This is a genomic window from Pseudomonas sp. BIGb0278 (assembly GCF_024809895.1).
Classification (GTDB): Bacteria; Pseudomonadota; Gammaproteobacteria; order Pseudomonadales; family Pseudomonadaceae; genus Aquipseudomonas; species Aquipseudomonas shirazensis.
The window spans coordinates 108,477-132,881 of record NZ_JANUEL010000006.1 but is presented as its reverse complement, the minus strand read 5'-3'; the positions used below and the strand labels follow the sequence as shown (position 1 = coordinate 132,881).

The window sequence follows — 24,405 nt, the reverse complement described above, 5'->3', positions numbered from 1 at the left end:
CCCTCGGTGCCCGCACTGTTAATTATTTGCCCTGCCCATCCGTTCCCCTGTGTACCCAAGGCCGCCTACGCCGCCCGCATTCAGCGAGGCAACGGCCAGGCCCGACTTACCCAGACACTGGCAGGAACACCCATGACGGACGCCTTCGAACTCCCGCACTCGCTGGTCCAGGCCCTGGCGCAACGCGCCAAGCAGACCCCCGAGCGGATCGCCTTGCGCTTTCTGGCCGATGACCCGCGCGAGCAGGCAGTACTGACCTATCAGGCGCTGGATGCGCGGGCGCGGACCATCGCCGCAGCACTGCAGGCGCGGGCCGAGTTCGGTGATCGGGCAGTGCTGTTGTTCCCCAGCGGTGCCGATTACGTCGCGGCGTTCTTCGGCTGCCTGTATGCGGGTGTGATAGCCGTGCCGGCCTATCCGCCGGAGTCTGCAAAGCGCCATCATCAACAGCGCCTGTTGTCGATCATCGACGATGCCCAGCCGCGCTTGCTGCTGACCGTGGAAACACTACGCGACAGCCTGCAGGAACTTGACGCGCTCGCTGCTGACGGCGCGCCGCAGTTGCTGGCGGTCGACCAGCTCGACCCGGCGCTGGCGGCGCAGTGGCGCGAGCCGCAGTTGGCGGGCGATGACATCGCCTTCTTGCAGTACACCTCAGGCTCTACCGCATTGCCCAAGGGCGTGCAGGTCAGCCATGCCAACCTGGTCGCCAACGAGCAACTGATTCGCCAGGGCTTTGGCATCGACCTGAACCCCGACGACGTCATCGTCAGCTGGCTGCCGCTGTACCACGACATGGGCTTGATCGGCGGCTTGCTGCAGCCGATCTTCAGTGGCGTGCCGTGTGTGCTTATGTCGCCGGGGTACTTCCTGGCCCGGCCGCTGCGCTGGCTGCAGGCGATCAGCGAGTACGGCGGCACCATCAGCGGCGGGCCGGATTTTGCCTACCGCCTGTGCAGTGAACGGGTTAGCGAAGCGGCCTTGGCCGGGCTCGACCTTAGCCGCTGGCGGGTGGCGTATTCCGGTTCCGAGCCGATCCGCCAGGACAGCCTGGAAACCTTTGCCAGCAAGTTTCAGCCATGCGGCTTCGAGCGCAGCAGCTACTTCGCCAGTTACGGCCTGGCCGAAGCCACCTTGTTCGTCAGCGGCAGCCGTCGCGCTCATGGCATTGCTGCTCTGCAGGTCGATGCCCAGGCGCTGGCCGAGCACCGTATCGAAAGCGGCGAGGGCAGTGTGTTGATGAGCTGCGGCTATCCGCAACCCGAGCACGCCGTGTGCATCGTCGAACCACAGCAGCAACAGCTGCTGGCGGATAACCAGGTCGGGGAAATCTGGGCCGCCGGCCCGAGCATCGCCCGTGGCTATTGGCGCAACCCGCAAGCGACGGCACGCACCTTCGTCGAGATGAACGGCCAGACCTGGCTGCGCACGGGCGACCTGGGCTTTATCCGCGACGGCGAGATATTCGTCACCGGGCGCCTGAAAGACATGCTCATCGTACGTGGGCAAAACCTCTACCCGCAGGACCTGGAGCAGACCCTCGAGCGCGAAGTCGAAGGGCTGCGCAAGGGGCGGGTGGCGGTATTCGCCGTCGACGACAACGGCGAGGAGGGCATCGGTGTCGCTGTTGAAGTGAGCCGCAATGTGCAGAAGTCGACCGCTCCCGAGGCGCTGATCAAGACCCTGCGCCAGGTGATAGCCGATGCCTGTCGGCAGGCACCGGCGGCAGTGCTGCTGCTCAACCCCGGCGCGCTACCGAAGACTTCCAGCGGCAAGCTGCAACGCGCGGCCTGTCGCCAGCGCATGGATGACGGCAGCCTTGATTGCTACGCGCGCTTCCCGGCGATCAGCAGCGTGGCGTCGGCGGCCTCTGTGACAGAGCCCCTGCAAGCGCGCATCGCTGCCATCTGGCGTGACCTGCTCAAGGTCGAAGCGGTGGCGGCCGATGACCACTTCCTGCTGCTGGGTGGCAACTCGATTGCCGCCACGCAGGCGACCGCACAACTGGCAGACGAGCTTGGCATCGAGCTGAGCCTGCGCACCCTGTTCGACGCCCCGGTGCTGGCTGACTACAGCGCAGCGGTAGCTGCACTGCTGGCTGACGGCGGCCAGCAGCGCACTCATATCGACGTGCGCGGCCGCGCTCAGCCACTGCCGCAGTCGCTGGCGCAAAACCGCCTGTGGCTGCTGTGGCAGCTGCAACCGCAGTCGGCAGCCTACAACATCCCGGCCGGCCTGCACCTGCGCGGCGAACTCGACGTTGCCGCGCTGCAGCACAGCCTGCAAGCGCTGGTCAGCCGGCATGAATCGTTGCGTACGGTGTTCAGCGAAGTCGCCGGCCAGGCCCTGCAACGGGTGCTGCCTGAGCTGCAACTGGAGCTCGCTCAGCTTGACCTGCATGGGCTGGACCCCGCACAGGTTACGGCCCGCCGCGAAGCCGAGGCGCAGCAGCCGTTCGATCTGGGCAATGGGCCGCTGCTGCGCGCTACTCTGGCGCGGCTGGATGATGAGCAGCACCAGCTGTGGCTGACGCTGCACCACATCGTCGCTGACGGCTGGTCGCTGAACATTCTGCTGGATGAGTTCGCTCGCCTGTACGCGGCCCGCTGTCAGGGCCAGCACGTCAGCCTGCCAGCGCTGCCGTTGGGCTACGCCGATTACGGCATCTGGCAGCGCCAGTGGCTGGCCGAGGGCGCGGCTGCAGCACAACTCGAATACTGGCAAGCGCAATTGGGTGATGATCTGCCGGTGCTCGATCTGGCCACCGATCAGCCGCGTTCGAGCCAGCGCACACTGCGCGCCGAGCGCCTCAGCGTAAAAGTCCCGGCCCAGCTCACCACCGCGCTCAAGCAGCTTGCCGAGCAGCAACAGGCCAGCCTGTTCATGATCCTGCTGGCTGCCTGGCAGGGCTTGCTGCACCGCTACAGCGGGCAGCACGACATCCGCGTTGGCGTGCCCAATGCCAACCGCCCACGCCTGGAAACTCAGGGCATGGTTGGCTTCTTCATCAATACCCAGGTGCTGCGTGCGCAGCTCGATGGTCGCCAGCCGTTCAGCCAGTTGCTGGCCCAGGTGCGTCAGGCCACGATCGAGGCGCAGGCGCATCAGGACCTGCCGTTCGAGCAACTGCTTGAAGCACTGCCGCAGGCGCGTGAGCAGGGCCTGTTCCAGGTCATGTTCAACCATCAGCAACGCGACCTGTCAGCGCTGCGCCGCCTGCCTGGTTTGCTCGCCGAAGAGTTGCCATGGCACAGCCGTGAAGCCAAGTTCGACCTGCAACTGCACAGCGAAGAAGACCAGCAGGGCCGCCTCAGCCTGGCCTTCGACTATGCCGCTGAGCTGTTCGACGCGGCCACCGTGCGGCGCCTATCGCAGCACCTGCTGGCCTTGCTCGAACAGGTCAGCGCGCAACCGCAGCTGGCGCTGGGCGATGTGCAGTTGCTTGATGCCGCCTCGCGCACGCAACTGCTGCAATGGGGCCAGTGCGCAGCGCCGACGCCGCAGCGCTTGCTGGTCGAGCAGCTTAACGAACAGGCGCGCCTGACCCCGCAACAGCCGGCTCTGCTCTGGGACGGCGGCAGCCTCGATTACGCCAGCCTGCACCAGCAGGCCAACCGCCTGGCGCATTACCTGCGCGACAAAGGTGTCGGCCCCGATACCTGTGTCGCGATTGCCCTGCAGCGCTCGCCTCAGTTGCTGGTCGGCTTGCTGGCGATCCTCAAGGCCGGTGGCGCCTATGTGCCGCTGGACGTCGATTACCCTGCCGAGCGGCTGGCGTTCATGCTCGCCGACTGTGGCGCGAGCCTGTTGCTCAGCCACAGCGACTGCCTGGCACAGCTGCCGCAGCGTGCCGAGGTCAGCGTGATCGCCCTTGACCAGTTGCACCTGGACAGCTGGCCAAGCCTTGCGCCGGGGCTGCATCTGGAAGGCGACAACCTCGCCTACGTAATCTACACCTCAGGCTCCACCGGCCAGCCCAAAGGCGTCGGCAATACCCATGGGGCATTGGCCGAGCGCCTGCAGTGGATGCAGACCAGCTATGCGCTGGAGGCCAGCGATGTGCTGCTGCAAAAGGCACCGATCAGTTTTGACGTGTCGGTGTGGGAGTGCTTCTGGCCGCTGCTCACCGGTTGCCCATTGGTCCTCGCCGGCCCCGGCGAGCACCGTGATCCGCAGCGCATCGCCGAGCTGGTGCAGCAGTTTGGCGTGACCACGCTGCACTTCGTCCCGCCGTTGCTGCAGGTGTTTGTCGAGGAGCCGCTGGCTGCGAGCTGCACGAGCCTGCGCCGGCTGTTCTCCGGTGGCGAGGCGTTGTCGGCCAGCCTGCGTGATCGGGTTCTGCAGGTACTGCCGCAGGTGCACCTACACAACCGCTATGGCCCGACCGAAACCGCAATCAACGTAACCCATTGGCATTGCCAGCCAAGCGATGGCGAGCGTTCACCGATTGGCAGGCCGCTGGCCAACGTGCTCTGCCAGGTGCTCGATGACGAGCTCGAGCTGAGTCCGCCAGGTGTGCCGGGCGAGCTGTGCCTGGGTGGCGTCGGCCTGGCTCGGGGTTACCTGGGCCGACCAGGACTGACCGCCGAGCGCTTCGTGCCGCAGGCCGATGGCAACGGCGCGCGCCTGTACCGCAGCGGCGACCGCGTCCGTTGGTTGCCCGAGCATGCGGCGCTGGACTATCTGGGCCGGCTCGATCAGCAGGTCAAGGTCCGTGGCTTCCGGGTTGAACCCGAAGAAGTGCAGGCCTGCCTGCTGGCTCAGCTGGGCGTCTCTCAGGCGGTGGTGCTGATTCATCAGGACGCGGTTGGTGCGCAGTTGCTCGGCTATTACACCGGTAACGAGCAGAGCGAGGCGCTGCTGGCCGCACTGAGCGAGCGCCTGCCGGCCTATATGGTCCCGGCGCAATTGATCCACCTTGCTCAGATGCCCATCGGCCCGAGCGGCAAGGTCGAGCGCAAGGCGCTGCCGGCGCCGGTCTGGCAACAACGCCAGCACGTCGAGCCGCACACTGCGCTGCAACAGCAGGTCGCGGCAATCTGGCGCGAAGTGCTCGGCGTGCCGCAGGTGGGCTTGCAGGATGACTTCTTCGCCCTCGGTGGCCACTCGCTGCTGGCCACCCAGATCGTCTCGCGCACACGCCAGGCGTTGGACGTCGAACTGCCGTTGAAGACCTTGTTCGATGCCAGCCAGCTGGGCGCATTCTGTGTCGAGATTGCCGGGCTGCGCGAGCGCGGCGAGCATAACCAGCAAGGCGCTATTGCGCGGGTCGACCGGCGCCAGGCGGTGCCGCTGTCGTATTCGCAGCAGCGCATGTGGTTCCTCTGGCAGATGGAGCCGGACAGCCCGGCCTACAACGTCGGCGGCATGGCGCGCCTGCGCGGCACCTTGCACGTGGATGCCTTCGAGCGCGCCCTGCATGCGTTGATTGCCCGTCACGAAACCCTGCGCACCACCTTCCCGAGCATCGACGGCGTGCCATACCAGTGCGTCGCCGAGCACAGCCCATTGCAGGTGCAGTGGCATGACTTCAGCGCGGTGGCTGCCGAGCAGCGCCAACAGCGCCTGCAAGCGCTGGCCGATCAACAGGCGCACCAGCCGTTCGATCTGGAGCGCGGTGCGCTGCTGCGCGCCTGCCTGGTCAAGGCCGGCGAGCGCGAGCACTACTTTGTCCTGACCTTGCACCATATCGTCACCGAAGGCTGGGCGATGGACATCTTTGCCCGCGAACTGTGTGAGCTGTACGAAGCCTTTGTCGATGATCGCGAGTCGCCGCTGGCGCCGTTACCAGTGCAGTACCTGGACTACAGCGTGTGGCAGCGGCAATGGCTGGAAGGCGGCGAAGGCCAGCGCCAGCTGGCCTACTGGCAGGCCCGGCTGGGCGATGAACAGCCGCTGCTGGAACTGCCCAGCGACCGCCCACGGCCGCCGGTGCAGAGCCATCAGGGCGGGCTGTACCGCTTCGACCTCGACCCGGCACTGGCGGCGCGGGTGCATGCGTTCAATGGCGAGCGCGGCCTGACCCTGTTCATGACCATGACCGCCACTCTGGCGGCCTTGCTGCACCGCTACAGCGGCCAGCGCGACCTGCGTATCGGTGCGCCGGTGGCCAACCGGATTCGCCCGGAAAGCGAAGGCCTTATTGGCGCCTTCCTCAACACCCAAGTGCTGCGCTGCGAGCTGGACGGGCAGATGCGTGCAGGCGACCTGCTCGAGCAACTGCGTGAGACCATCGTGGCCGGCCAGTCGCACCAGGACCTGCCGTTCGAGCAACTGGTCGAAGCCTTGCAACCGGCGCGCAGCAGTGCCTACAACCCGCTGTTCCAGGTGATGTGCAACGTGCAGCGCTGGGCCTTCCAGCAAAGCCGCGAGCTGGCCGGGATGCAGGTCGACTACCTGCTCAACGACGCCAGTGCGACCAAGTTCGACCTGTACCTGGAAGTTACCGACCTGGACGGCCGCCTCGGCTGCTGCCTGACCTACAGCCGCGACCTGTTCGATGAACCGCGCATCGCCCGTATGGCCGAGCACTGGCAACAGCTGCTGGCTGGGCTGATCGCCGACCCGCAGCAGCGTCTGTGCGAGCTGCCGATGCTGGCCGCGGCCGAGCAACAGGCGCTGCTTGAGCAATTGCAGGGCGAGCCTGCTGGCGAGCTGCAACACACCCTGCACGGTCTGTTCAGCGTGCAAGCCCAGCGCAGCCCGGATTCGCTGGCGCTGACCTTTGCCGGTGAACACCTCAGCTATGCCGCCCTCGACCAGCAGGCCAATCGCCTGGCGCGGGTGCTGCGCGAGCGTGGCGTCGGCCCGCAAGTGCGGGTTGGCCTGGCACTTGAGCGCTCGCTGGAAATGGTCGTTGGCCTGTTGGCAATCCTCAAGGCCGGCGGTGCCTATGTGCCGCTCGACCCGGAATACCCACTGCAACGCCTGCAATACATGATCGAAGACAGCCGCATCGGCCTGCTGCTCGGCCAGCGCGATTTGTTCGAACGGCTCGGCGAGTTGCCGGCCACTGTCGGCCGTTGGTGCCTTGAGGATGATGTCGCAGCCTTGGCTGATTACAGCGATGCAGCGCTGACCAACCTCAGCCTGGCGCAGCATCAGGCCTACCTGATCTACACCTCCGGCTCGACCGGCCAGCCCAAGGGCGTGGTGGTCAGCCACGGCGAAATCGCCATGCATTGCCAGGCCGTGATCAGCGCGTTCGGCATGCGCAGCGACGACTGCGAGCTGCACTTCTATTCGATCAACTTCGATGCTGCCAGTGAGCGCCTGCTGGCGCCGCTGTTGTGCGGTGCGCGGGTGGTCTTGCGCGGGCAAGGACAGTGGGGCGCCGAGGAAATCTGCCAGCTGGTGCGCGAGCAGCAGGTGAACATTCTTGGCTTTACCCCAAGCTACGGCAGCCAGCTGGCTCAGTACCTGGCCAGCAGCGCCGAGCAATTGCCAGTGCGTCTGGTAATCACCGGCGGTGAAGCGCTGACCGGCGAGCACCTGCAGCGGATCCGCCAGGCGTTTGTTCCGCAGCAGCTGTTCAACGCCTATGGGCCGACCGAAACCGTAGTCATGCCGCTCGCGTGTCTGGCGCCGACGACCCTGCCGGCCGACGCTGGCAGCGTGCCGATCGGCCAAGTGATCGGCGCTCGTAGCGCGTACGTGCTGGATGACGATCTGGCGCTGTTGCCCCAGGGCGGCATCGGCGAACTGTACATCGGCGGCGCCGGCCTGGCCCAGGGTTATCACGACCGCCCCGGTTTGACTGCCGAGCGTTTTGTCGCCGACCCATTCAGCGGCGACGGCGGCCGCCTGTACCGCACCGGCGACCGCGTGCGCCTGCGTGCTGATGGCTTGGTCGAATACGTTGGCCGTGCCGACCAGCAAGTGAAGATCCGTGGCTTCCGGATTGAACTGGGTGAAATCGAAAGCCGCCTGCAAGCTCATGCCGACATTGACGAAGCCGTGGTGCTCGCGCTGGATCTGCCCGGCGGCAAGCAACTGGTCGGTTATCTGGTCTGCGCTCAGGCCAATGCCGATGCTGCTACCCAGGCCGATCTGCGCGAAGCGCTGAAGGCTCATGCCCGCCGGCACCTACCGGACTACATGGTCCCTGCGCACCTGGTGCTGCTCGCCCAGCTGCCGCTGATGGGCAACGGCAAGCTTGACCGCCGCGCCTTGCCAGCGCCGGATCTGGAGCTGGTGCAGCTGCATTATCAAGCCCCGGCGAATGCGCTCGAGGAGCAACTGGCGCAGGTCTGGCGGGAGGTGCTCAACGTCACCCGAGTCGGCGTGCAGGACAACTTCTTCGAGCTGGGCGGCGATTCGATTCTGTCGATCCAGGTGGTCAGCCGGGCCCGCCAGCTGGGCCTGCAGTTCACCCCGCGCGACCTGTTCCAGCACCAAACCATCCAGGCACTCGCCGCGGTGGTCAGGCACAGCGATGCGCCGAGCGTGATCGAGCAGGGCGCGCGGGTCGGCAGCAGCGCGTTGACGCCGATTCAGCAGTGGTTCTTCGACAGTGAAGTGGTCGAGCCGCAGCATTGGAACCAGGCCGTGCTGTTGCAGGTCCGTGAGCCATTGCTGGCGGCGAGCCTGGAACAGGCGCTGGCCGCGTTGCTGGTCCAGCACGACAGCTTGCGGCTGCGCTTCACTCAGGTGAACGGTCGCTGGCACGGCGAGTATCAACAGCCGACCAGCGAGCAACTGCTGTGGACGGCGACGGTCGCCGATCTGGACGACTGCCAGGCGCTGTATACCGATGTGCAACGCAGCCTCGACCTGCAGCAAGGGCCGCTGCTGCGCGCCTTGCTGGTCAGTGATGGACAAGGCCAGCAGCGTTTGCTGGTCGTTATCCACCACCTGGTGGTCGATGGCGTGTCCTGGCGGGTGCTGCTCGAGGACTTGCAGGCGCTGTACCGCGGCGCCAGTCTCGCGGCCAAGACCCACGCCATGGGCGACTGGGCAGCGCGCCTGGCTACCTATGCCGGCAGCGACTCGCTGCGCGATGAGCTTGGCTGGTGGCAGACGCAACTGGCTGGCGTGCGCCGTGAGCTGCCCTGTGATCATCCTCAGGGCGGCAACCTCAACCGACATGCACAGACCCTGAGCATCAACCTTGAGGTCGAACAAACCCGCCAGCTGCTGCAGCAGGCGCCGGCGGCCTATCACACCCAGGTCAACGACCTGCTGCTGACCGCCCTGGCGCGCACCCTGTGCCGCTGGAGCGGCGACCGCGAAGTGCTGGTGCAACTGGAAGGCCACGGCCGCGAAGGCTTGTTCGAAGACCTCGACCTGACCCGCAGCGTCGGCTGGTTTACCAATGCCTATCCACTGGCCCTGGCCATCGAGCCAGGCGAACACGATCAGGCCCAGGCAAGCTCGATCAAACGCATCAAGGAACAACTGCGCCAGGTGCCGCACAATGGCATCGGTTACGGCGTACTGCGTTACCTCGCTGACGCCGCCAGCCGCGAAAGCATGGCAGCGCTGCCGCAGGCGCGGATCACCTTCAACTACCTCGGCCAGTTCGACCAGCAGTTCGATGCGCATGCGCTGTTCCAGCCGCTGGATGCGCCGGCGGGCCTGGCCCACGACCTCGACGCGGCGCTGCCCAACTGGCTCAGCGTCGATGGCCAGGTTTACGGCGGTGCCCTGCAACTGCGCTGGAACTTCAGCAGCGAGCGCTACGAGCACGCCACCATCGCCGCGCTGGCCGAAGACTATCGCCGCGAACTGCTGGCGCTGGTTGCCCATTGCCTGGCCGATGGCAACGGCAGCTTCACCCCGTCGGACTTCCCCCTCGCTCACCTGAGCCAGGAGCAGATCGACAGCCTGCCCGTACCCGCTGCGCAAATCGACGACGTCTACCCGATGACGCCGATGCAGGAGGGCATGCTCCTGCATACCCTGCTCGAGCCGGGCACCGGCATCTACTACATGCAGGACCGCTATCGCATCAACAGCGCGCTCGAGCCGCAGCGCTTTGCCCAGGCCTGGCAGGCGGTAGTCGCCCGTCACGAAGCCCTGCGTGCCTCGTTCAGCTGGAGCGCCGGCGAAGCGATGCTGCAGATCATCCATAAGCCGGGCCACACCGCGGTCGACTATCAGGACTGGCGCGAGCTGGATGAAGAGGCCCAGGAGCAACGCCTGCAAGCGCTGCACAAGCAGGAACGCGAAGCGGGCTTCGAATTGCTCAGCCAGGCGCCGTTCCACCTGCGCCTGGTGCGCGTGGCCGACGAGCGTTACTGGTTCATGATGAGCAATCACCACATCCTGATTGATGCCTGGTGCCGCTCGTTGCTGATGAACGACTTCTTCGAGATCTATCAGGCGCTCGGTGAGGGCCGCCAGGCGCAACTGCCAGTGCCGCCGCGCTATCGCGATTACATCGGCTGGCTGCAACGGCAGGACCTCGATGAAGCGCGCCAGTGGTGGCAAGCCAACCTGGCCGGATTCGAGCGCGCCACGGCGCTGCCCAGCGACCGACCGCTGCGCCACGACCATGCCGGCGACGGCATGATCGTCGGCGACTGCTATACCCGGCTGCAGGTCGAGCAGGGCGCACGCCTGCGTGAGTTGGCCCAGGCCCACCAGTTGACCATCAATACCTTCGCCCAGGCGGCCTGGGCACTGGTGCTGGCGCGCTTCAGCGGCGAGCGCGACGTGGTCTTCGGCGTTACCGTGGCTGGGCGGCCGGTGAGCATGCCGCAGATGCAGCGCACGGTTGGCCTGTTCATCAACAGCGTGGCCCTGCGTGTGCAATTGCCGGCGCCGGGGCAGCGGCAAAGTGTGCGGCAGTGGCTGCAGGGCCTGCTCGAGCGCAACATGGAGCTGCGTGAATACGAGTACCTGCCGCTGGTGGCGATCCAGGAGCGCAGCGAGCTGCCCAAGGGCCAGGCGCTGTTCGACAGCCTGTTCGTGTTCGAGAACGCGCCAGTGGAAACGGCCGTGCTCGACCACGCCCAGCACCTCAACGCCAGCTCTGACTCGGGCCGGACCCACACCAACTTTCCGCTGACCGCGGTGTGCTACCCCGGTGATGACCTAGGCCTGCACCTGTCGTTTGACCAGCGCTATTTCGATCACGCCACGGTCGAGCGCTTGCTGGCCGAATTCAAGCGCCTGCTGCTGGCGCTGGTCGAGGGCTTTGACGGCGAGGTCAGCGCGCTGGCGTTGCTCGGCGCTGAAGAACAACGCTTCCTGCTCGAAGACTGCAACCGCAGCGAGCATGCCTACAGCCTTGAACAGAGCTATGTCGAGCTGTTTGAAGCGCGCGTCGCCGCGCATCCGCAGCGGGTCGTGGCGCGCTGCCTGGAGGCCAGTTTTGACTACGCCGGGCTCAACCTGGCCGCCAACCGCATGGGCCACGCGCTGCTCGCAGCGGGCGTCGCCATCGATCAACCCGTAGCCCTGCTGGCCGAGCGTGGCTTGCCGCTGCTGGGCATGATCGTCGGCAGCTTCAAGGCCGGCGCGGGCTATCTGCCGCTCGACCCCGGGCTGCCAGCGGCGCGCCTGCAACGCATCGTCGAGCTGAGCCGCACGCCGCTGCTGGTGTGCACCGCCGCCCACGCCGAACAGGCGCGGCAACTGCTGGATGAGCTGGCCGGTGCCGTACGGCCAACCTTGCTGGTGTGGGAAGAAATTCAGGCCAGCGCCGTGGCTAGCCATAACCCAGGCGTCTACAGCGGCCCGGACAACCTCGCCTATGTGATCTACACCTCCGGCTCCACCGGTTTGCCCAAGGGAGTGATGGTCGAGCAGCGTGGCATGCTCAACAACCAGTTGAGCAAGGTGCCGTACCTGGGGCTGGACGAGCACGACGTGATCGCCCAGACCGCGTCGCAAAGTTTTGATATTTCGGTCTGGCAGTTCCTCGCCGCGCCGTTGTTCGGGGCCCGCGTGGAGATCGTGCCGAACGCCATCGCGCATGACCCGCAAGGCTTGCTCAGCCATGTGCAGGCGAGCGGGATCAGCGTGCTGGAAAGCGTGCCGTCGCTGATTCAGGGCATGCTCGCCAACCCCGAGCAGCACCTGGACCGGCTGCGCTGGATGCTGCCGACCGGCGAGGCGATGCCGCCCGAGCTGGCCGCGCAATGGCTGCAACGCTACCCGGCAATTGGCCTGGTCAACGCTTATGGCCCGGCCGAGTGCTCGGATGACGTGGCGTTCTTCCGTGTCGATGCAGCGTCGACCGAAGGCAGCTACCTGCCGATCGGTACGCCGACCGACAACAACCGGCTGTACCTGCTGGGTGAAGAACAGACCCTGGTGCCGCTGGGTGCAGTGGGCGAGTTGTGCGTGGCCGGCACCGGGGTGGGCCGCGGCTATGTCGGCGACCCGGTGCGCACGGCCCTCGCGTTCATACCGCATCCATACGGCGCGCCGGGAGAGCGCTTGTACCGCACGGGCGATCTGGCCCGGCGCCGGGTAGACGGCGTGCTCGAATACGTCGGTCGCATCGACCACCAAGTGAAGATCCGCGGTTATCGGATCGAGCTGGGCGAGATCGAAGCGCGCCTGCATGAGCAAGGCGAGATCCGCGACGCCGCCGTCGGCGTGCAGGAGGGCGTCAACGGCAAGCACCTGGTCGGCTATCTGGTGGTGCATCACGGCGTGACGGCCGATGCAACCTTGCTTGAACAGGTCAAACAGCGCCTGCGCAGCGACCTGCCGGAGTACATGGTGCCGTTGCACTGGGGCTGGTTCGACAGCCTGCCGCACAACGCCAACGGCAAGCTCGATCGCAAAGCGCTGCCAGCCATCGATATCGGTGCTCAGCACAGCCAGGACTACCTGGCGCCGCGCAGCGAGCTGGAAGCGACACTGGCTGTGATCTGGGCCGATGTGCTCGGCAGCGAGCGGGTAGGCGTGCGCGACAACTTCTTCGAGCTTGGCGGCCACTCGCTGCTGGCCACTCAGATCGCCTCGCGGGTGCAGAAGCAGTTGCAGCTGAACGTGCCGCTGCGGGCAATGTTCGAGTGCAGCACGGTCGAGGAGCTGGCGCTGTATGTCGAAGGGCTGCAGGGCAGTGTGCTGGATGACGACAAGGTCGACCGCCTGAGCGACCTGATGGCCGAGCTGGAAGGCTTCTGACAGCTGCGGCGGGCGGGCGCTGGTCGCCCGCTCGCCGGCGCCTGGCCGAGCGTTAAATTCAACCTGTGGTTATCCGTTCTAGCTTGGACACCACCTGCAGCACCATCGCATTTGATCAGAGGCGCAATGACCATTTCTCGACGCGGCTTCATCGCTGGCCTGGCGCTGGCGGGGGCTACTGGCACGGCGGCTTACTACGCGCACAGGGAGCTGACCCACGACCCGGCCGACGACATCGTTACCCCCGGCGAAGCGACGGTGGAGCCTGCCGATTTCACCGGTCAGGTGCTCGCCGAGCAGATGCGCGGTGTTTGGGACCTGCGCTTCGAGGGCGTTGATGGCGGCCTCGAGGGCTTGCCACTCACGGGCGTGCAGGCGTTTATCGACGTCGCCACCAAGGGCCGTGGCCTGCGTGGTTTTGTCGATACCGGCGAGCAGTTGCGCGCTGACGGCGTGGCCGCCTACCGCATTCTCGGGGACCTGGTCGGGGCCAATTCGCGGCAGGTGCGCTGGCGTTTGATCAGCCTGCGCGGCGGCCCCGGCTACGAGTGCATCGCCAGCCTGGATGAGGTCTGGGGCGAGTTCGCCAATGCCGGCAACGCCAGCCTCAGTGGCCGCTTGCAACGGGTCGACCGCTCGCTGACCCTGCCGGTGCCGGACAGCCGCTTCGTTGCGATCAAACGCAGTTTCCCCGAAGCACGTGAGCGCTTGAGGTACAACGCGGCGATGCAGGCCTGGGTGATCAGCCCCGAACATCGCTTGTTCCATCAGCTCTGGCACGCCACCCGCGACCAGTGGCACAAGCTCCCCGAAGACAAGCGCAACGCCCTGCGTGGGCTCGGTTGGCAGCCCGGCCCACGTGAGCAGGAGCGCGATGCCCGCGGCCCGCGCAAGCACCGCAATGGCTCGGGTATCGACTTTCTGTTCATGCACCGGCACATGCTCGCGGCAGCGCGGCAGTTGCAGGACTTGCCCGCCTGGCAGCAGTTTCCGCTGCCGCAGCCCAACGTCGAGTTCGACCGTCAGGGCTTTGCCCGCTACCACGAGAACCACGACGGCTGCTGTGTGCCGCCCAGCTGGCAGGCGCCGGGCGACGAGCCGTATGGCCAGTGGGTTGCAGCGATCAAGGCCAGCGAAACGTTCTGCAGCAACTTCCAGGTGTGGGAGTCGCAGTATCAGGACCCGCAGTACCTGGCCAGGCTCAGCCTGGGCGAGCTTGGTTCGGAAATGGAAATGACCCTGCACGACTGGCTGCACATGTGCTGGGCCTCGGTTCCGCGCGACCCAAGCAACGGCGCTCCGGTGCCGTTTGCCCGCGATCCGAGCGACTTTGCTCCGCGCTGGTTCGGTGCCGACAACGATTTTCTTGGCGATCCGTTTTCATCCCACGTCAACCCAGTGTTCTGGGGCTTTCACGGCTGGATCGACGAGCGCATCGAGGACTGGTATCAGGCCCATGAGCGGCTGCACCCGGGTCAGGTGCGCCGGCTTGAGGTGAGCGGTGTGAAGTGGTTTGCGCCTGGACGCTTCGTCGAGGTCGGCGATCCGTGGCTGGGGCCGGACACCCACGGTTGCAGCAGCACGCCCGGCCTGCGCGTGGGCAAGTCGGTGGAGATGGACGTAGAGACCATGAAGCTGGCTCTGCGCATCACTTTTGCTGAAGACGACACGCTCGCCGGGTTGGTGCGCAAGGTGCCGCAGCGGCCTTGGTATGCGCGGCACTTGTCGCTGAAGAATATCGTCTGAAGCCGGCCTGGGGCCGCGGCCCCGGGCGTTCGCCTACTGCTCGACCTGCCAGCCACCGCCCAGGGCTTTGTAGAGCGCTACGCTGCCTTGCAGGCGGGCCAGACGCAGTTGCGCCTGTTGGTCCTGGGCCAGGTACAGCGTGCGCTGGGTTTCGAGCACGCTGAGCAGGGTTTCGGCGCCGGCGCTGTAGCGGCGTTGGGCGATATCGAAAGCCAGCCTGGCCTGGGTGAGTTCCTCATCCTGCCACTGGCGCTGACGGTCTATCCCGCTGATCGCGTTGAGCGCCTTTTCCACATCGGCAAAGCCGGCAACGATGCTGCTGCGGTAATTCTCCAGCAGTTCTTCCTGCTCGGCCGTGGCCAGGTCGCGGGCCGCACTGAGGCGGCCGTTATTGAAGATTGGCCCGATCAGCCCGGCTGTCAGGGTGTAGTAGGGGCTGTCGAGGATGTCGGCGAAGGTGCGCGCGCCACTGCCCAGTTCGGCGCCCAGGGTCAGCCGCGGCAACAGTGCAGCGCGGGCGACCTGAACATTGGCACTGGCGGCGGCCAGACGTGCTTCGGCGGCGGCGATGTCCGGGCGGCGGCCGAGCAGGTCGCTGGGCACACCACTGCCGATCTGCGGCCAGCGCACGGCGCTGATGCTGGCGCTGGTCTGCGGCAGGTTCTGCACCGGTTCGCCGAGCAGTGTGGCTAGCGTCACGCGGTTGTCTTGCCACTGTTGTTCGAGCAACGGCACTTGCCGTTCCTGAGCGGCGACCAGACTGCGCTGCTGGGCAAGCTCCAGGCGGGTGGCAGACCCCGCACCCTGGCGCGCCTCGACCACGCCGAGCACATCGCGCGCGTTGGCCAGGTTGAGGCGGGCGATGCGCAGTTGCTCTTGCAGGGTCAGGCCACGCAGGTAGCTGTCGGCAACGGCGCTGGTCAGGGTCAGCTCGACGGTGTGCCGATCAAAGCGGCTGGCGTCGACCTCGCGCAGGGCGCTGTCGCGAGCGGCGCGCACACCGCCCCAGAAGTCCACCTCGTAGCTGGCGTTCAAGCGTGCATCGAAGGCGGTGCTGGTGCGCTCGCTGCTGCTGGCGTCGAGCTGGTCGTTACCCTCGCCACGCAGCAGCCGCTGGCGGCTGGCGTCGAGGCCGTATTGCAGGTCCGGCAGCAACGGCGCGCCGGCAATCACAGCTCGCGCCTGCGCCTGGCGTACCCGTGCGGCAGCGCCGGCAAGGTCGTGGCTGTTGAGCCGGGCGCGCTCGACCAGACCGTCCAGCTCGCTGCTGGCAAACGCCTGCCACCAGCGGGCATTTGGCAGCGGGTGGTTATTAACCTCACTGCCGCCCTGCCAGGCCGACGGTGCAGGAAGGTTGGCCTCGGGGGCGGGCGCGGTGCTGCAGGCGGCGAGGGCAAGGCTCAGGGATAACAGGCTGATGCGGCTGGGCAAGGTCATGGATTATTCGCTGGTAAGGGCTTTGACCGGATCGAGTCGGGCGGCTTTGCGCGCCGGCATGAAGCCGAACACCACGCCTGTCACCACGGCGCAGGCGAAGGCGCCAAGAATGGCCGGCAGGGCGAAGGCTACGGCGATGTCGGCCAGCAGCAGGCCGCCGCCAATCGCCAGGGCGAGGACAATGCCGGTCACGCCGCCGACCATCGACAGCATCACCGCCTCGCTGAGGAACTGGCGGAGGATGTCGCGCTGACGGGCGCCGGTGGCCATGCGGATGCCGATCTCGCGGGTGCGCTCGCGCACGGTCATGAGCATGATGTTCATCACGCCGATGCCGCCGACCAGCAGCGAAATCGCGGCGATGGCGCCGAGCATCAGCGACAGGCTGTTCTGCGTGCGTGCTTCGGCCTGAATCAGCGCCGCGTCGTTGGTCAGTTCGAAATCGGCCTTGCCCTGGTGGCGCTGGCGCATCAAACGCTCGATGGCTGCTTCGGTGGCGCTGACCCTGGCCGAATCGGCGGCAGCGATGATCACGTACTCAGGATCGTGGCTGCCGAACAGGCGGATCGCCGCTGCGGTATAGGGCACCACGATGCGCTCGTCGCTGTCCTGATCGCCGGAACTGGCACCTTTGGCCGCGAGCATGCCGATTACCTGAAACGGCACGTTGCCGATCAGCAGGTACTGGCCGATCGGATCGCTGCCCGGGGCGAGCAGCTTGTCGCGGACCTTCTGCCCGATCACCGCCACAGCGGCGCCGGAGCGCTCGTCGGCCTCGGTGAAGAAGCTGCCGGCCACCACCGGCCAGTTGAGAATGTGCGGGAACTGGATATTGTTGCCGCCGACATAGAACTGCTGATTGTTGTTGCCATGACGGACCATCAGCTCGCCGCCAATGACTGGCATGATCCGCTCGACCTGCGGCAGTTGCGCGACCGCGGCAACGTCATCGAGGCTGACGATGCCGCCCGGTTCGCGCAGGGTGGCGTGGCGCCCGCTCAGGTAGAGGATGTTCGAGCCAAACGCGGCCATCTGCGCCATGACCTGGCGCTTGCTGCCTTCGCCTACAGCGAGCATGACCACCACCGAGGCGACGCCGATGACGATGCCAAGCAAGGTCAGTGCGGTGCGAAAGCGGTTGATCCACATCACCCGCCAGGCGGCTTGCAAGGCTTCGACCAGCTCGCCTTTCCAGGCGCCGCGCTCGACGGCGCCCTGATCCAGACGCTGGCGCAGGTCATCGGACTGCAGCCCTTGTATGACCACAGGCGGCTGGCCAGCCGCCGAGTCGCTGACGATCTGCCCGTCACGAATCTCGATCACCCGCGCTGCTCTGGCCGCGACTTCGCGGTCGTGGGTGATCAGGATGATCACATGGCCCTGGCTGGCCAGTTCGTCGAGCAGGTTCATCACCTCGGCGCCGCTGTGGCTGTCCAGCGCACCGGTCGGCTCGTCGGCCAGGATGATATGGCCGCCGTTCATCAGGGCACGGGCAATCGATACTCGCTGCTGCTGGCCGCCCGACAACTGATGCGGACGGTTGCCGGTGCGGCTGGCCAGGCCCAGCCGGTCGAGCAGGGCGGCGGCACGGGCATGGCGCTCGGCGGCCGCGGTCCCGGCGTAGATGGCCGGCATCTCGACGTTTTCCTGGGCTGAGCCAGACGGAATCAGGTGGTAGCCCTGGAAGACGAAACCGAACGCTTCGCGGCGCAGCCAGGCCAGCTCATCGCTGTCCAGTTCTGCAACGTTCTTGCCAGCGAAGTGGTAGCTGCCGGAGGAGGGCCGGTCGAGGCAGCCGAGGATGTTCATCAAGGTCGATTTGCCGGAACCGGAGGTGCCGACGATGGCGACGAATTCACCCGGATGAATGCTCAGGCTGACCCCGCGCAATACCTGCACTTCAGGGCTGTCGATACCGCCGTAGACTTTGCAGATGCCGTTCAGCTCGATCAGAGGCACAGACATTCAACCTCCGCTGGCGCTGGGCGCGCCGATGACCAGTTGCTCGCCTTCGGCGAGGCCGTCGAGGATCTGCACGCGCAGTCGATCACTGAGGCCGGTGCGGACCTCGCGCTGCTCGATCTTGCCGTCGCGCTTGACCACCTGCGCCAGGCGCAGGCCCTCGGCCTTGCCTTCGTCGAAGGCGGCCAATGGCGCGGTCAGGACCTGGCTGGCCTGGCCGGCGACGAAGAACACCTGGGTGGTCATCTCGGCCATCAGCGCGCCGTCGGGATTGTCGACATCCAGCAGTACCGTGTACTGCACCACCTGGCTGCCGGTGGTACCGGCGCTGGCGCTGGCCGGGCTGCCGCCACCCTGGCTGGTCTGATCCAACGGCTTGGGCGGGATCGGCAGGATCTGCCTTACCTGGCTGGTCCAGCGGCGCTTGCCGCCGGCGAGGGTGGTGAAGTAAGCGCTCATGCCCGGCTTGACCTTGCCGATGTCGGCTTCCGAGACCTGCGCCCAGACGGTCATCGGCGACAGCTTGGCGATGCGCAGGATCAGCGGGGTCTGCTGTTGGGCGTTGAGGGTCTGGCCCTCGCGCGCGTCCAGCGCCACCACCGTACCGTCCATTGGGGCAAAGATACGCGTGTAGCCAAGCTCGGCTTCATCACTGCGCAAGCTGGCCTGGGCCTGGCGGATCTGCGCCTGGTACATGTCGATGCGCGCCTGGGTGACCTTGAGCTGGGCGTCAGCGCTTTGCAGGTCTTCGGCACGGGTGGCGCCGGCGGCAGCCAGTGCACGTTGGCGCTGCTGTTGTTGCTGGGCTAGCTGGAATTGCGCGCGTTGCTCAGCCAGTTGCGCCTTGAGGTTGTCGATCGAATAACGCCCGGCATCGAGCCTGGCCTGTTGCGTCGAGGGGTCGATTTCGACCAGCAGCTGACCCTGGCGGATCGGGTCGCCGACTTCGACGTGCAGCTTGCGGATCTGCCCCGACGCCTGCGCCCCCACGTCGACGTAGCGGCGTGGCTGCAGGGTACCCAGCGCGGTGACGCTGCTTTCGATGTCGGCGCGGGTAACCGCGACGGTGCTGACTGGCGCGCCAGCCAAGGGCAAGCTGGCCCAGGCCAGTACGCTGCCCAGTGCCAGCAGGCCGAGGCCACCGAGCAAAACACGGTGGCGGGTGGTGGTTGAGCGACTCATGCGAACTTCCAGCCAGTGAGGTTGGCCACACGCTGCCAATCAGGGCGCGCACGGAGGTGCCAGATAGACGAAAGCGCTGTATCCGGATTTAGCCGGAAAAGGTGCTCGCGTGCTTGTTGCTGAGAATAATTATAATTTGTAAGATCGCACTCTGATATCACTCAGTCCCGCGTCAATGCAGTGCATATTGCCCAGCAGGGAGACGCCAGGTGCCGTTGTGGAACATTATTATCGCGAGTTGGTGAGCTTTCTTTGCGCGCGTCTGGGTAATCGCCAGGCCGCCGAAGACGTGGCTCACGACGCTTATCTGCGGGTGCTGGAGCGTACCGATACCCAGCAGATCGAGCATCCCCGCGCGTTCCTTTATCGCACTGCGCTCAACCTGGTGATTGACCGCCACCGCCGCCACCTGATCCGCCAGACCGAATCGCTCGATGTGCTCGACAGCGATGAGCGCTGGCACAGCCCGGCGCCGTCGCAGAGCATGCAGCTTGGCCAGCGCCTGGCACTGATGCAGCGCGCACTGGATGAACTCAGCGCGCCGTGTCGCGAGTGTTTTCTGCTGCGCAAGATCGACGGTCTGTCGCATCCGCAGATTGCCGAGCGTCTGGGTATTTCCCGCAGTCTTGTGGAAAAGCACATCGTCAATGCCATGAAGCACTGCCGCGTGCGCATGCGCCAGTGGGAATCGTGAACGGCGGCCAGTGAAAATCCCCGTGCTGGCACCTTGATTTCTCGCGTTTTAGCGACGAGTATCAGTAAAGACCCCGCCTGGTAGTGACCGGGCATGCCTGAACTGGCGCAGTATGGTCATGGAGCGTGTGTCCTTACCTCTGCCCAGGTTCGATCGATGCCTCATAAATCCTTGCGCATCCTCATCGCCGACGAGCACCCGTCCCAGCGTTTGCAGCTGGAGAAGATGCTCAATGCCATGGGGTATTACCGGATCGCCCCGGTGGAAAACTTCGAAGACTTGCAGCGCCTGGTGCAGAGCGCGCTGCAGCCGTTCAATCTGTTGATTGGCAACATCGAGCTGGCTAGCCACGCCGGTGTTGATCTGGCGCGTTTCTGTCGGGTCAGTTCGCAGATTCAGCATGCCCTGCTGTATCACTCGCAGCGCCTGAAAGTGCCGGCGGTGCCGCAGACCGAGCGCAAGGCGGTGAGCATCAGCCTACCGAAAGTGCCTGACAGCGAGGCGTTGGAGTCATTTATGGCAATCATCGACCTGCCGATGGTGGTCGGCCAGTTGCCGCTGCCGCCCGGGCTTTCCCCAGGCTCGGGCTATCCAAGACTGCGGCGCAACTTCGCCCAGACCGTGTTCAACCGCTAAGCCTGGATGCGCCTGATGGCCGCAGGGTTTGTTATCCTCTCGCCCTTTGCCGATCTGCGGACTCTGCCATGACTGCCATCGATAGCGCGCCTGCGCCGCGGTTTACCCGCGCTGACCACCGGACCCTGGGTCTGGCGGCGCTGGGCGGCGCGTTGGAAATCTACGATTTCATCATCTTCGTGTTCTTTGCCCTGACCCTCAGCCAGCTGTTTTTCCCGCCGGAAATGCCTGAGTGGCTGCGTTTGTTGCAGAGCTTCGGGATTTTTGTGACTGGTTACCTGGCGCGGCCGTTGGGCGGTATCTTGATGGCGCATTTTGCCGACCACCTGGGCCGCAAGCGGGTGTTCAGCCTGAGCATCCTGATGATGGCGCTGCCGTGCCTGCTGATCGGGGTGATGCCGACCTACGCCGACATCGGCTACGCCGCGCCGTTGATCCTATTGGCGCTGCGGATTCTGCAGGGCGCGGCAGTGGGCGGTGAAGTGCCCAGCGCCTGGACCTTCGTTGCCGAGCATGCGCCAGATGGCCGGCGCGGCTACGCATTGGGCTTTTTGCAGGCTGGATTGACCTTTGGTTATTTGCTCGGCGCGCTTACGGCTACTTTGCTGGCGCAGCTGTTTACCCCGCAGGAGATCCTTGATTACGCCTGGCGTTACCCGTTCTTGCTTGGCGGGGTGTTCGGCGTGATTGGGGTTTGGCTGCGCCGTTGGTTGAGTGAGACGCCGGTGTTTCTGGCGCTGCGTGAGCGGCGTGAGCAGCCGGTGGCGTTTCCGTTGCGCCAGGTGTTGCGCGAGCATCGGCGGGCGTTGCTGCCGGCGGCGCTGCTGACCTGTGTGCTGACTTCGGCGGTGGTGGTGTTGGTGGTGATTACGCCTACAGTGATGCAGCAGCGCTTTGCTATCAGTGCTGGGCATACCTTTGCCTTGAGCAGTGTCGGGATCGTGTTTTTGAATATTGGTTGCGTGCTGGCGGGGTTGCTGGTTGACCGCATCGGGGCGTGGCGGGCGTTGCTTGTTTATAGCCTGGCGCTGCCGGTGGGGATTGCCACGTTGTATGCGAGTCTGGTGGGGCAGTGGGGGATGATCTGGCCGGCCTATGCGCTGGCGGGGCTTTGCTGTGGGGTGGTGGGGGTGGTGCCTTCGGTGATGGTCGGGTTGTTTCCGGCGCAGATTCGGGTTTCCGGGATTTCCTTTACCTATAACGTGGCATATGCATTGTGGGCAAGTACTACGCCTTTGGCTTTGATCGCCTTGATGCCTTGGAGTCCTTGGGTTTGTGTGGGGTTCTGTTTGGTGATGGGGGTGGTTGGGGTGGTGACTGCGCTGTATTTTCAGGGGCGGGAGTCGTTGGTGTTTGCAGGTGATAGTTCTGCTTCAGGGGCGGCTTTGTGTCGCGAGGGGGCTGCTTAGTTAGGCTTGGCTGTCTTCGGGTTGATCGCGGGTCTTTTGAGCTTATCCATTTGATTTATAGATAGTTCTGGCCCCTTTCGCCCTTACGGCGAGTCACCTTTTTGGGGCGCGCGGGCGTTTGCCAAAAAAGTGACTCGCCGTAAGGGCGAAAGGGGCTGGACCTACCCATGCATCACATGGACAAGTCCCAGCCCCCAGCCTCAAACAATCACATATTAGGGTAGTTAGGCCCACCCGCACCCTCAGGCGTAACCCAGGTAATATTCTGCGCCGGATCCTTGATATCACACGTTTTGCAATGCACACAGTTCTGCGCATTGATCTGGAACCGCTTGGCGCCATCTTCCTGCGTAACCACCTCATACACCCCAGCCGGGCAATATCGCTGCGCCGGCTCGTCATACAACGGCAGGTTACTGGCAATCGGTACACTCGGATCAGCCAGCTTCAAGTGGCAAGGCTGCTCCTCTTCATGGTTGGTACTGGAGAGAAACACCGAACTCAGCTTGTCAAAGCTCAACTTGCCATCCGGCTTCGGATAATCGATCTTCTTCGAGTCTGCCGCCAGTTTCAGGCACGCATAATCAGGCTTGGTATCACGCAGGGTGAACGGCAGCTTGCCGGCAAACCAGTTCTGGTCGACATAGTTGAAGGCAGCACCAAACAGCGGCCCGAACTTGTGCATCGCCGGGCCAAAGTTACGGCTGGCAAACAACTCGTCATGCAGCCAGCTGGCCTTGAAGCCATCGACGTAGCTATTGAGCACATCACCGCCTTCACTCCCGGCCAGCAACGCAGCAGCCACCGCATCAGCGGCGAGCATGCCTGACTTCATCGCCGTATGGCTGCCCTTGATCTTGGCGAAGTTCAGCGTGCCCAGGTCGCAACCAATCAGTGCGCCGCCATTGAAGACCATCTTCGGCAGCGAGTTGAAGCCGCCCTTGGCGATTGCGCGGGCGCCGTAGCTGATGCGCTTGCCGCCTTCAAGGTACTGGCTGATCACCGGGTGATGCTTGAGACGCTGGAACTCATCGAACGGCGACAGGTACGGGTTGGAGTAGGACAGGTCGACGATAAGGCCAACCACCACCTGATTGTTCTCCAGGTGATAGAGGAACGAGCCACCGGTGTTCTCGTTGCTGACCACATCCAGCGGCCAGCCCGCGGTATGCACCACCAGGCCTTGCTCGTGCTTGCTCGGGTCGATCTCCCAGATCTCTTTGACGCCGATGCCGTAGTGCTGCACATCCGACTCGCTGTCGAGATTGAAGCGTTTGATCAGCTGCTTGCCGATGTGCCCGCGGCAGCCTTCGGCGAACAGGGTGTACTTGGCACGCAGTTCCATGCCTGGGGTGTACAGGCCATCTTTCGGCTTGCCTTCGCGGTCGACGCCGAGGTCGCCGGTGAGGATGCCGCGAACTACGCCGTTGTCATCGATCAGCGCTTCCTGAGCGGCAAAACCTGGATAAACCTCGACGCCGAGGTTTTCCGCCTGCTGGGCCAGCCAGCGGCACAGGTTGCCCAGCGAGATGATGTAGTTGCCCTGGTTGTGCATGGTCTTGGGCACGAACAGGTCAGGCACCTTGGTCGAGCTGCCGGCATCTTTGAGGACATAGATGTCATCGCGTTTGACCGCGGTGTTGAGCGGGGCGCCGAGCGCTTTCCAGTCAGGGAACAGCTCGTCCAGCGCGCGCGGTTCGAACACCGCGCCAGAGAGGATGTGAGCGCCGACTTCGGAGCCTTTCTCGACCACGCAGACGCTGATCTCGCTACCGGCTTCGGCGGCCTTCTGCTTCAGACGGCAGGCGGCGGACAGGCCTGCCGGCCCGGCGCCGACAATGACCACGTCGAATTCCATGTATTCGCGTTCCACTGGTTCTCTCCTACTCAAGGCTCATCGCTGTTTCTTGTCGGGGGACGGGCAGTCACCGGTAGCTATCTAGGCTGTAGCTTTACCGAACACGGACTACACCGCTGGGTCATGCCGCGCATTATATCTACACCACTCCAACGGTCCAATACAAACGTTTGTTTGAATTTGCCGCAGACCAGTAAAATCACAGGGAGGCGGCTGGAGGCTGGCCGATTTGCCGTATTGACCAGGCTGGGTGTTACGGTCAAGATACGAGCGGTTTTACGCTCGCCGTAGGCTGATCGATGGGCGCAGGAGCACCCCTAAAGACCAGGTGTAGAGCAGGGTTTTCGGGCTGAAAGCCGTCATGTAGTGGAGTTTACACGCCACCACAGAAAATG

General features: G+C 65.0%; 9 protein-coding genes. 5 read left to right on the top strand and 4 right to left on the bottom strand.

The annotated features are described in order from the left end of the window. Nucleotides 1-132: 132 nt before the first annotated feature. A complete protein-coding gene (locus tag M2396_RS19320) occupies nt 133-13,086 on the top strand; it encodes a non-ribosomal peptide synthetase (RefSeq protein WP_259077319.1) in 12,954 nt (4,317 codons plus the stop codon). Nucleotides 13,087-13,212: 126 nt separating this feature from the next. Next, the gene (locus tag M2396_RS19315) at nt 13,213-14,832 is read left to right on the top strand and encodes a PvdJ/PvdD/PvdP-like protein (RefSeq protein ID WP_259077318.1); all 1,620 of its coding nucleotides are present in this window, start codon (nt 13,213-13,215) and stop codon (nt 14,830-14,832) included. Nucleotides 14,833-14,865: 33 nt separating this feature from the next. Here the strand turns inward: M2396_RS19315 and M2396_RS19310 are convergent, their stop codons facing one another. From M2396_RS19310 to M2396_RS19300, 3 genes are read right to left on the bottom strand one after another with little or no spacing between them, the layout of a single operon-like run. Continuing rightward, nucleotides 14,866-16,269, bottom strand: a complete 1,404-nt coding sequence (locus M2396_RS19310; RefSeq protein WP_101318091.1) for an efflux transporter outer membrane subunit — start codon at nt 16,267-16,269, stop codon at nt 14,866-14,868. 3 nt (nt 16,270-16,272) lie between these two features. Next, complete coding sequence (locus M2396_RS19305; protein ID WP_259077316.1) at nt 16,273-18,234, bottom strand: MacB family efflux pump subunit; 1,962 nt, start codon at nt 18,232-18,234, stop codon at nt 16,273-16,275. Beyond that, nucleotides 18,235-19,413: an efflux RND transporter periplasmic adaptor subunit gene (locus M2396_RS19300; RefSeq protein WP_101318096.1), complete on the bottom strand. Its 1,179-nt coding sequence runs from the start codon at nt 19,411-19,413 to the stop codon at nt 18,235-18,237. Nucleotides 19,414-19,630: 217 nt separating this feature from the next. Here M2396_RS19300 and M2396_RS19295 point away from each other — a divergent pair, with 217 nt between their 5' ends. From M2396_RS19295 to M2396_RS19285, 3 genes are all read left to right on the top strand, one after another. Continuing rightward, nucleotides 19,631-20,107: a sigma-70 family RNA polymerase sigma factor gene (locus M2396_RS19295; protein WP_101318098.1), complete on the top strand. Its 477-nt coding sequence runs from the start codon at nt 19,631-19,633 to the stop codon at nt 20,105-20,107. A 156-nt stretch (nt 20,108-20,263) separates the two neighbouring features. Next, on the top strand, nt 20,264-20,743 hold the full coding sequence (locus M2396_RS19290; protein ID WP_101318100.1) for a response regulator: 480 nt from the start codon (nt 20,264-20,266) through the stop codon (nt 20,741-20,743). Between the two features lie 68 nt (nt 20,744-20,811). Beyond that, the gene (locus M2396_RS19285; protein ID WP_188035660.1) at nt 20,812-22,152 is read left to right on the top strand and encodes an MFS transporter; all 1,341 of its coding nucleotides are present in this window, start codon (nt 20,812-20,814) and stop codon (nt 22,150-22,152) included. A 208-nt stretch (nt 22,153-22,360) separates the two neighbouring features. On the opposite strand, the gene M2396_RS19280 is transcribed toward M2396_RS19285, so the two are convergent. Continuing rightward, entirely contained in the window at nt 22,361-24,025 is a 1,665-nt protein-coding gene (locus M2396_RS19280; protein ID WP_259077309.1) for an electron transfer flavoprotein-ubiquinone oxidoreductase, read from the bottom strand. Between the last annotated feature and the right edge of the window lie 380 nt (nt 24,026-24,405).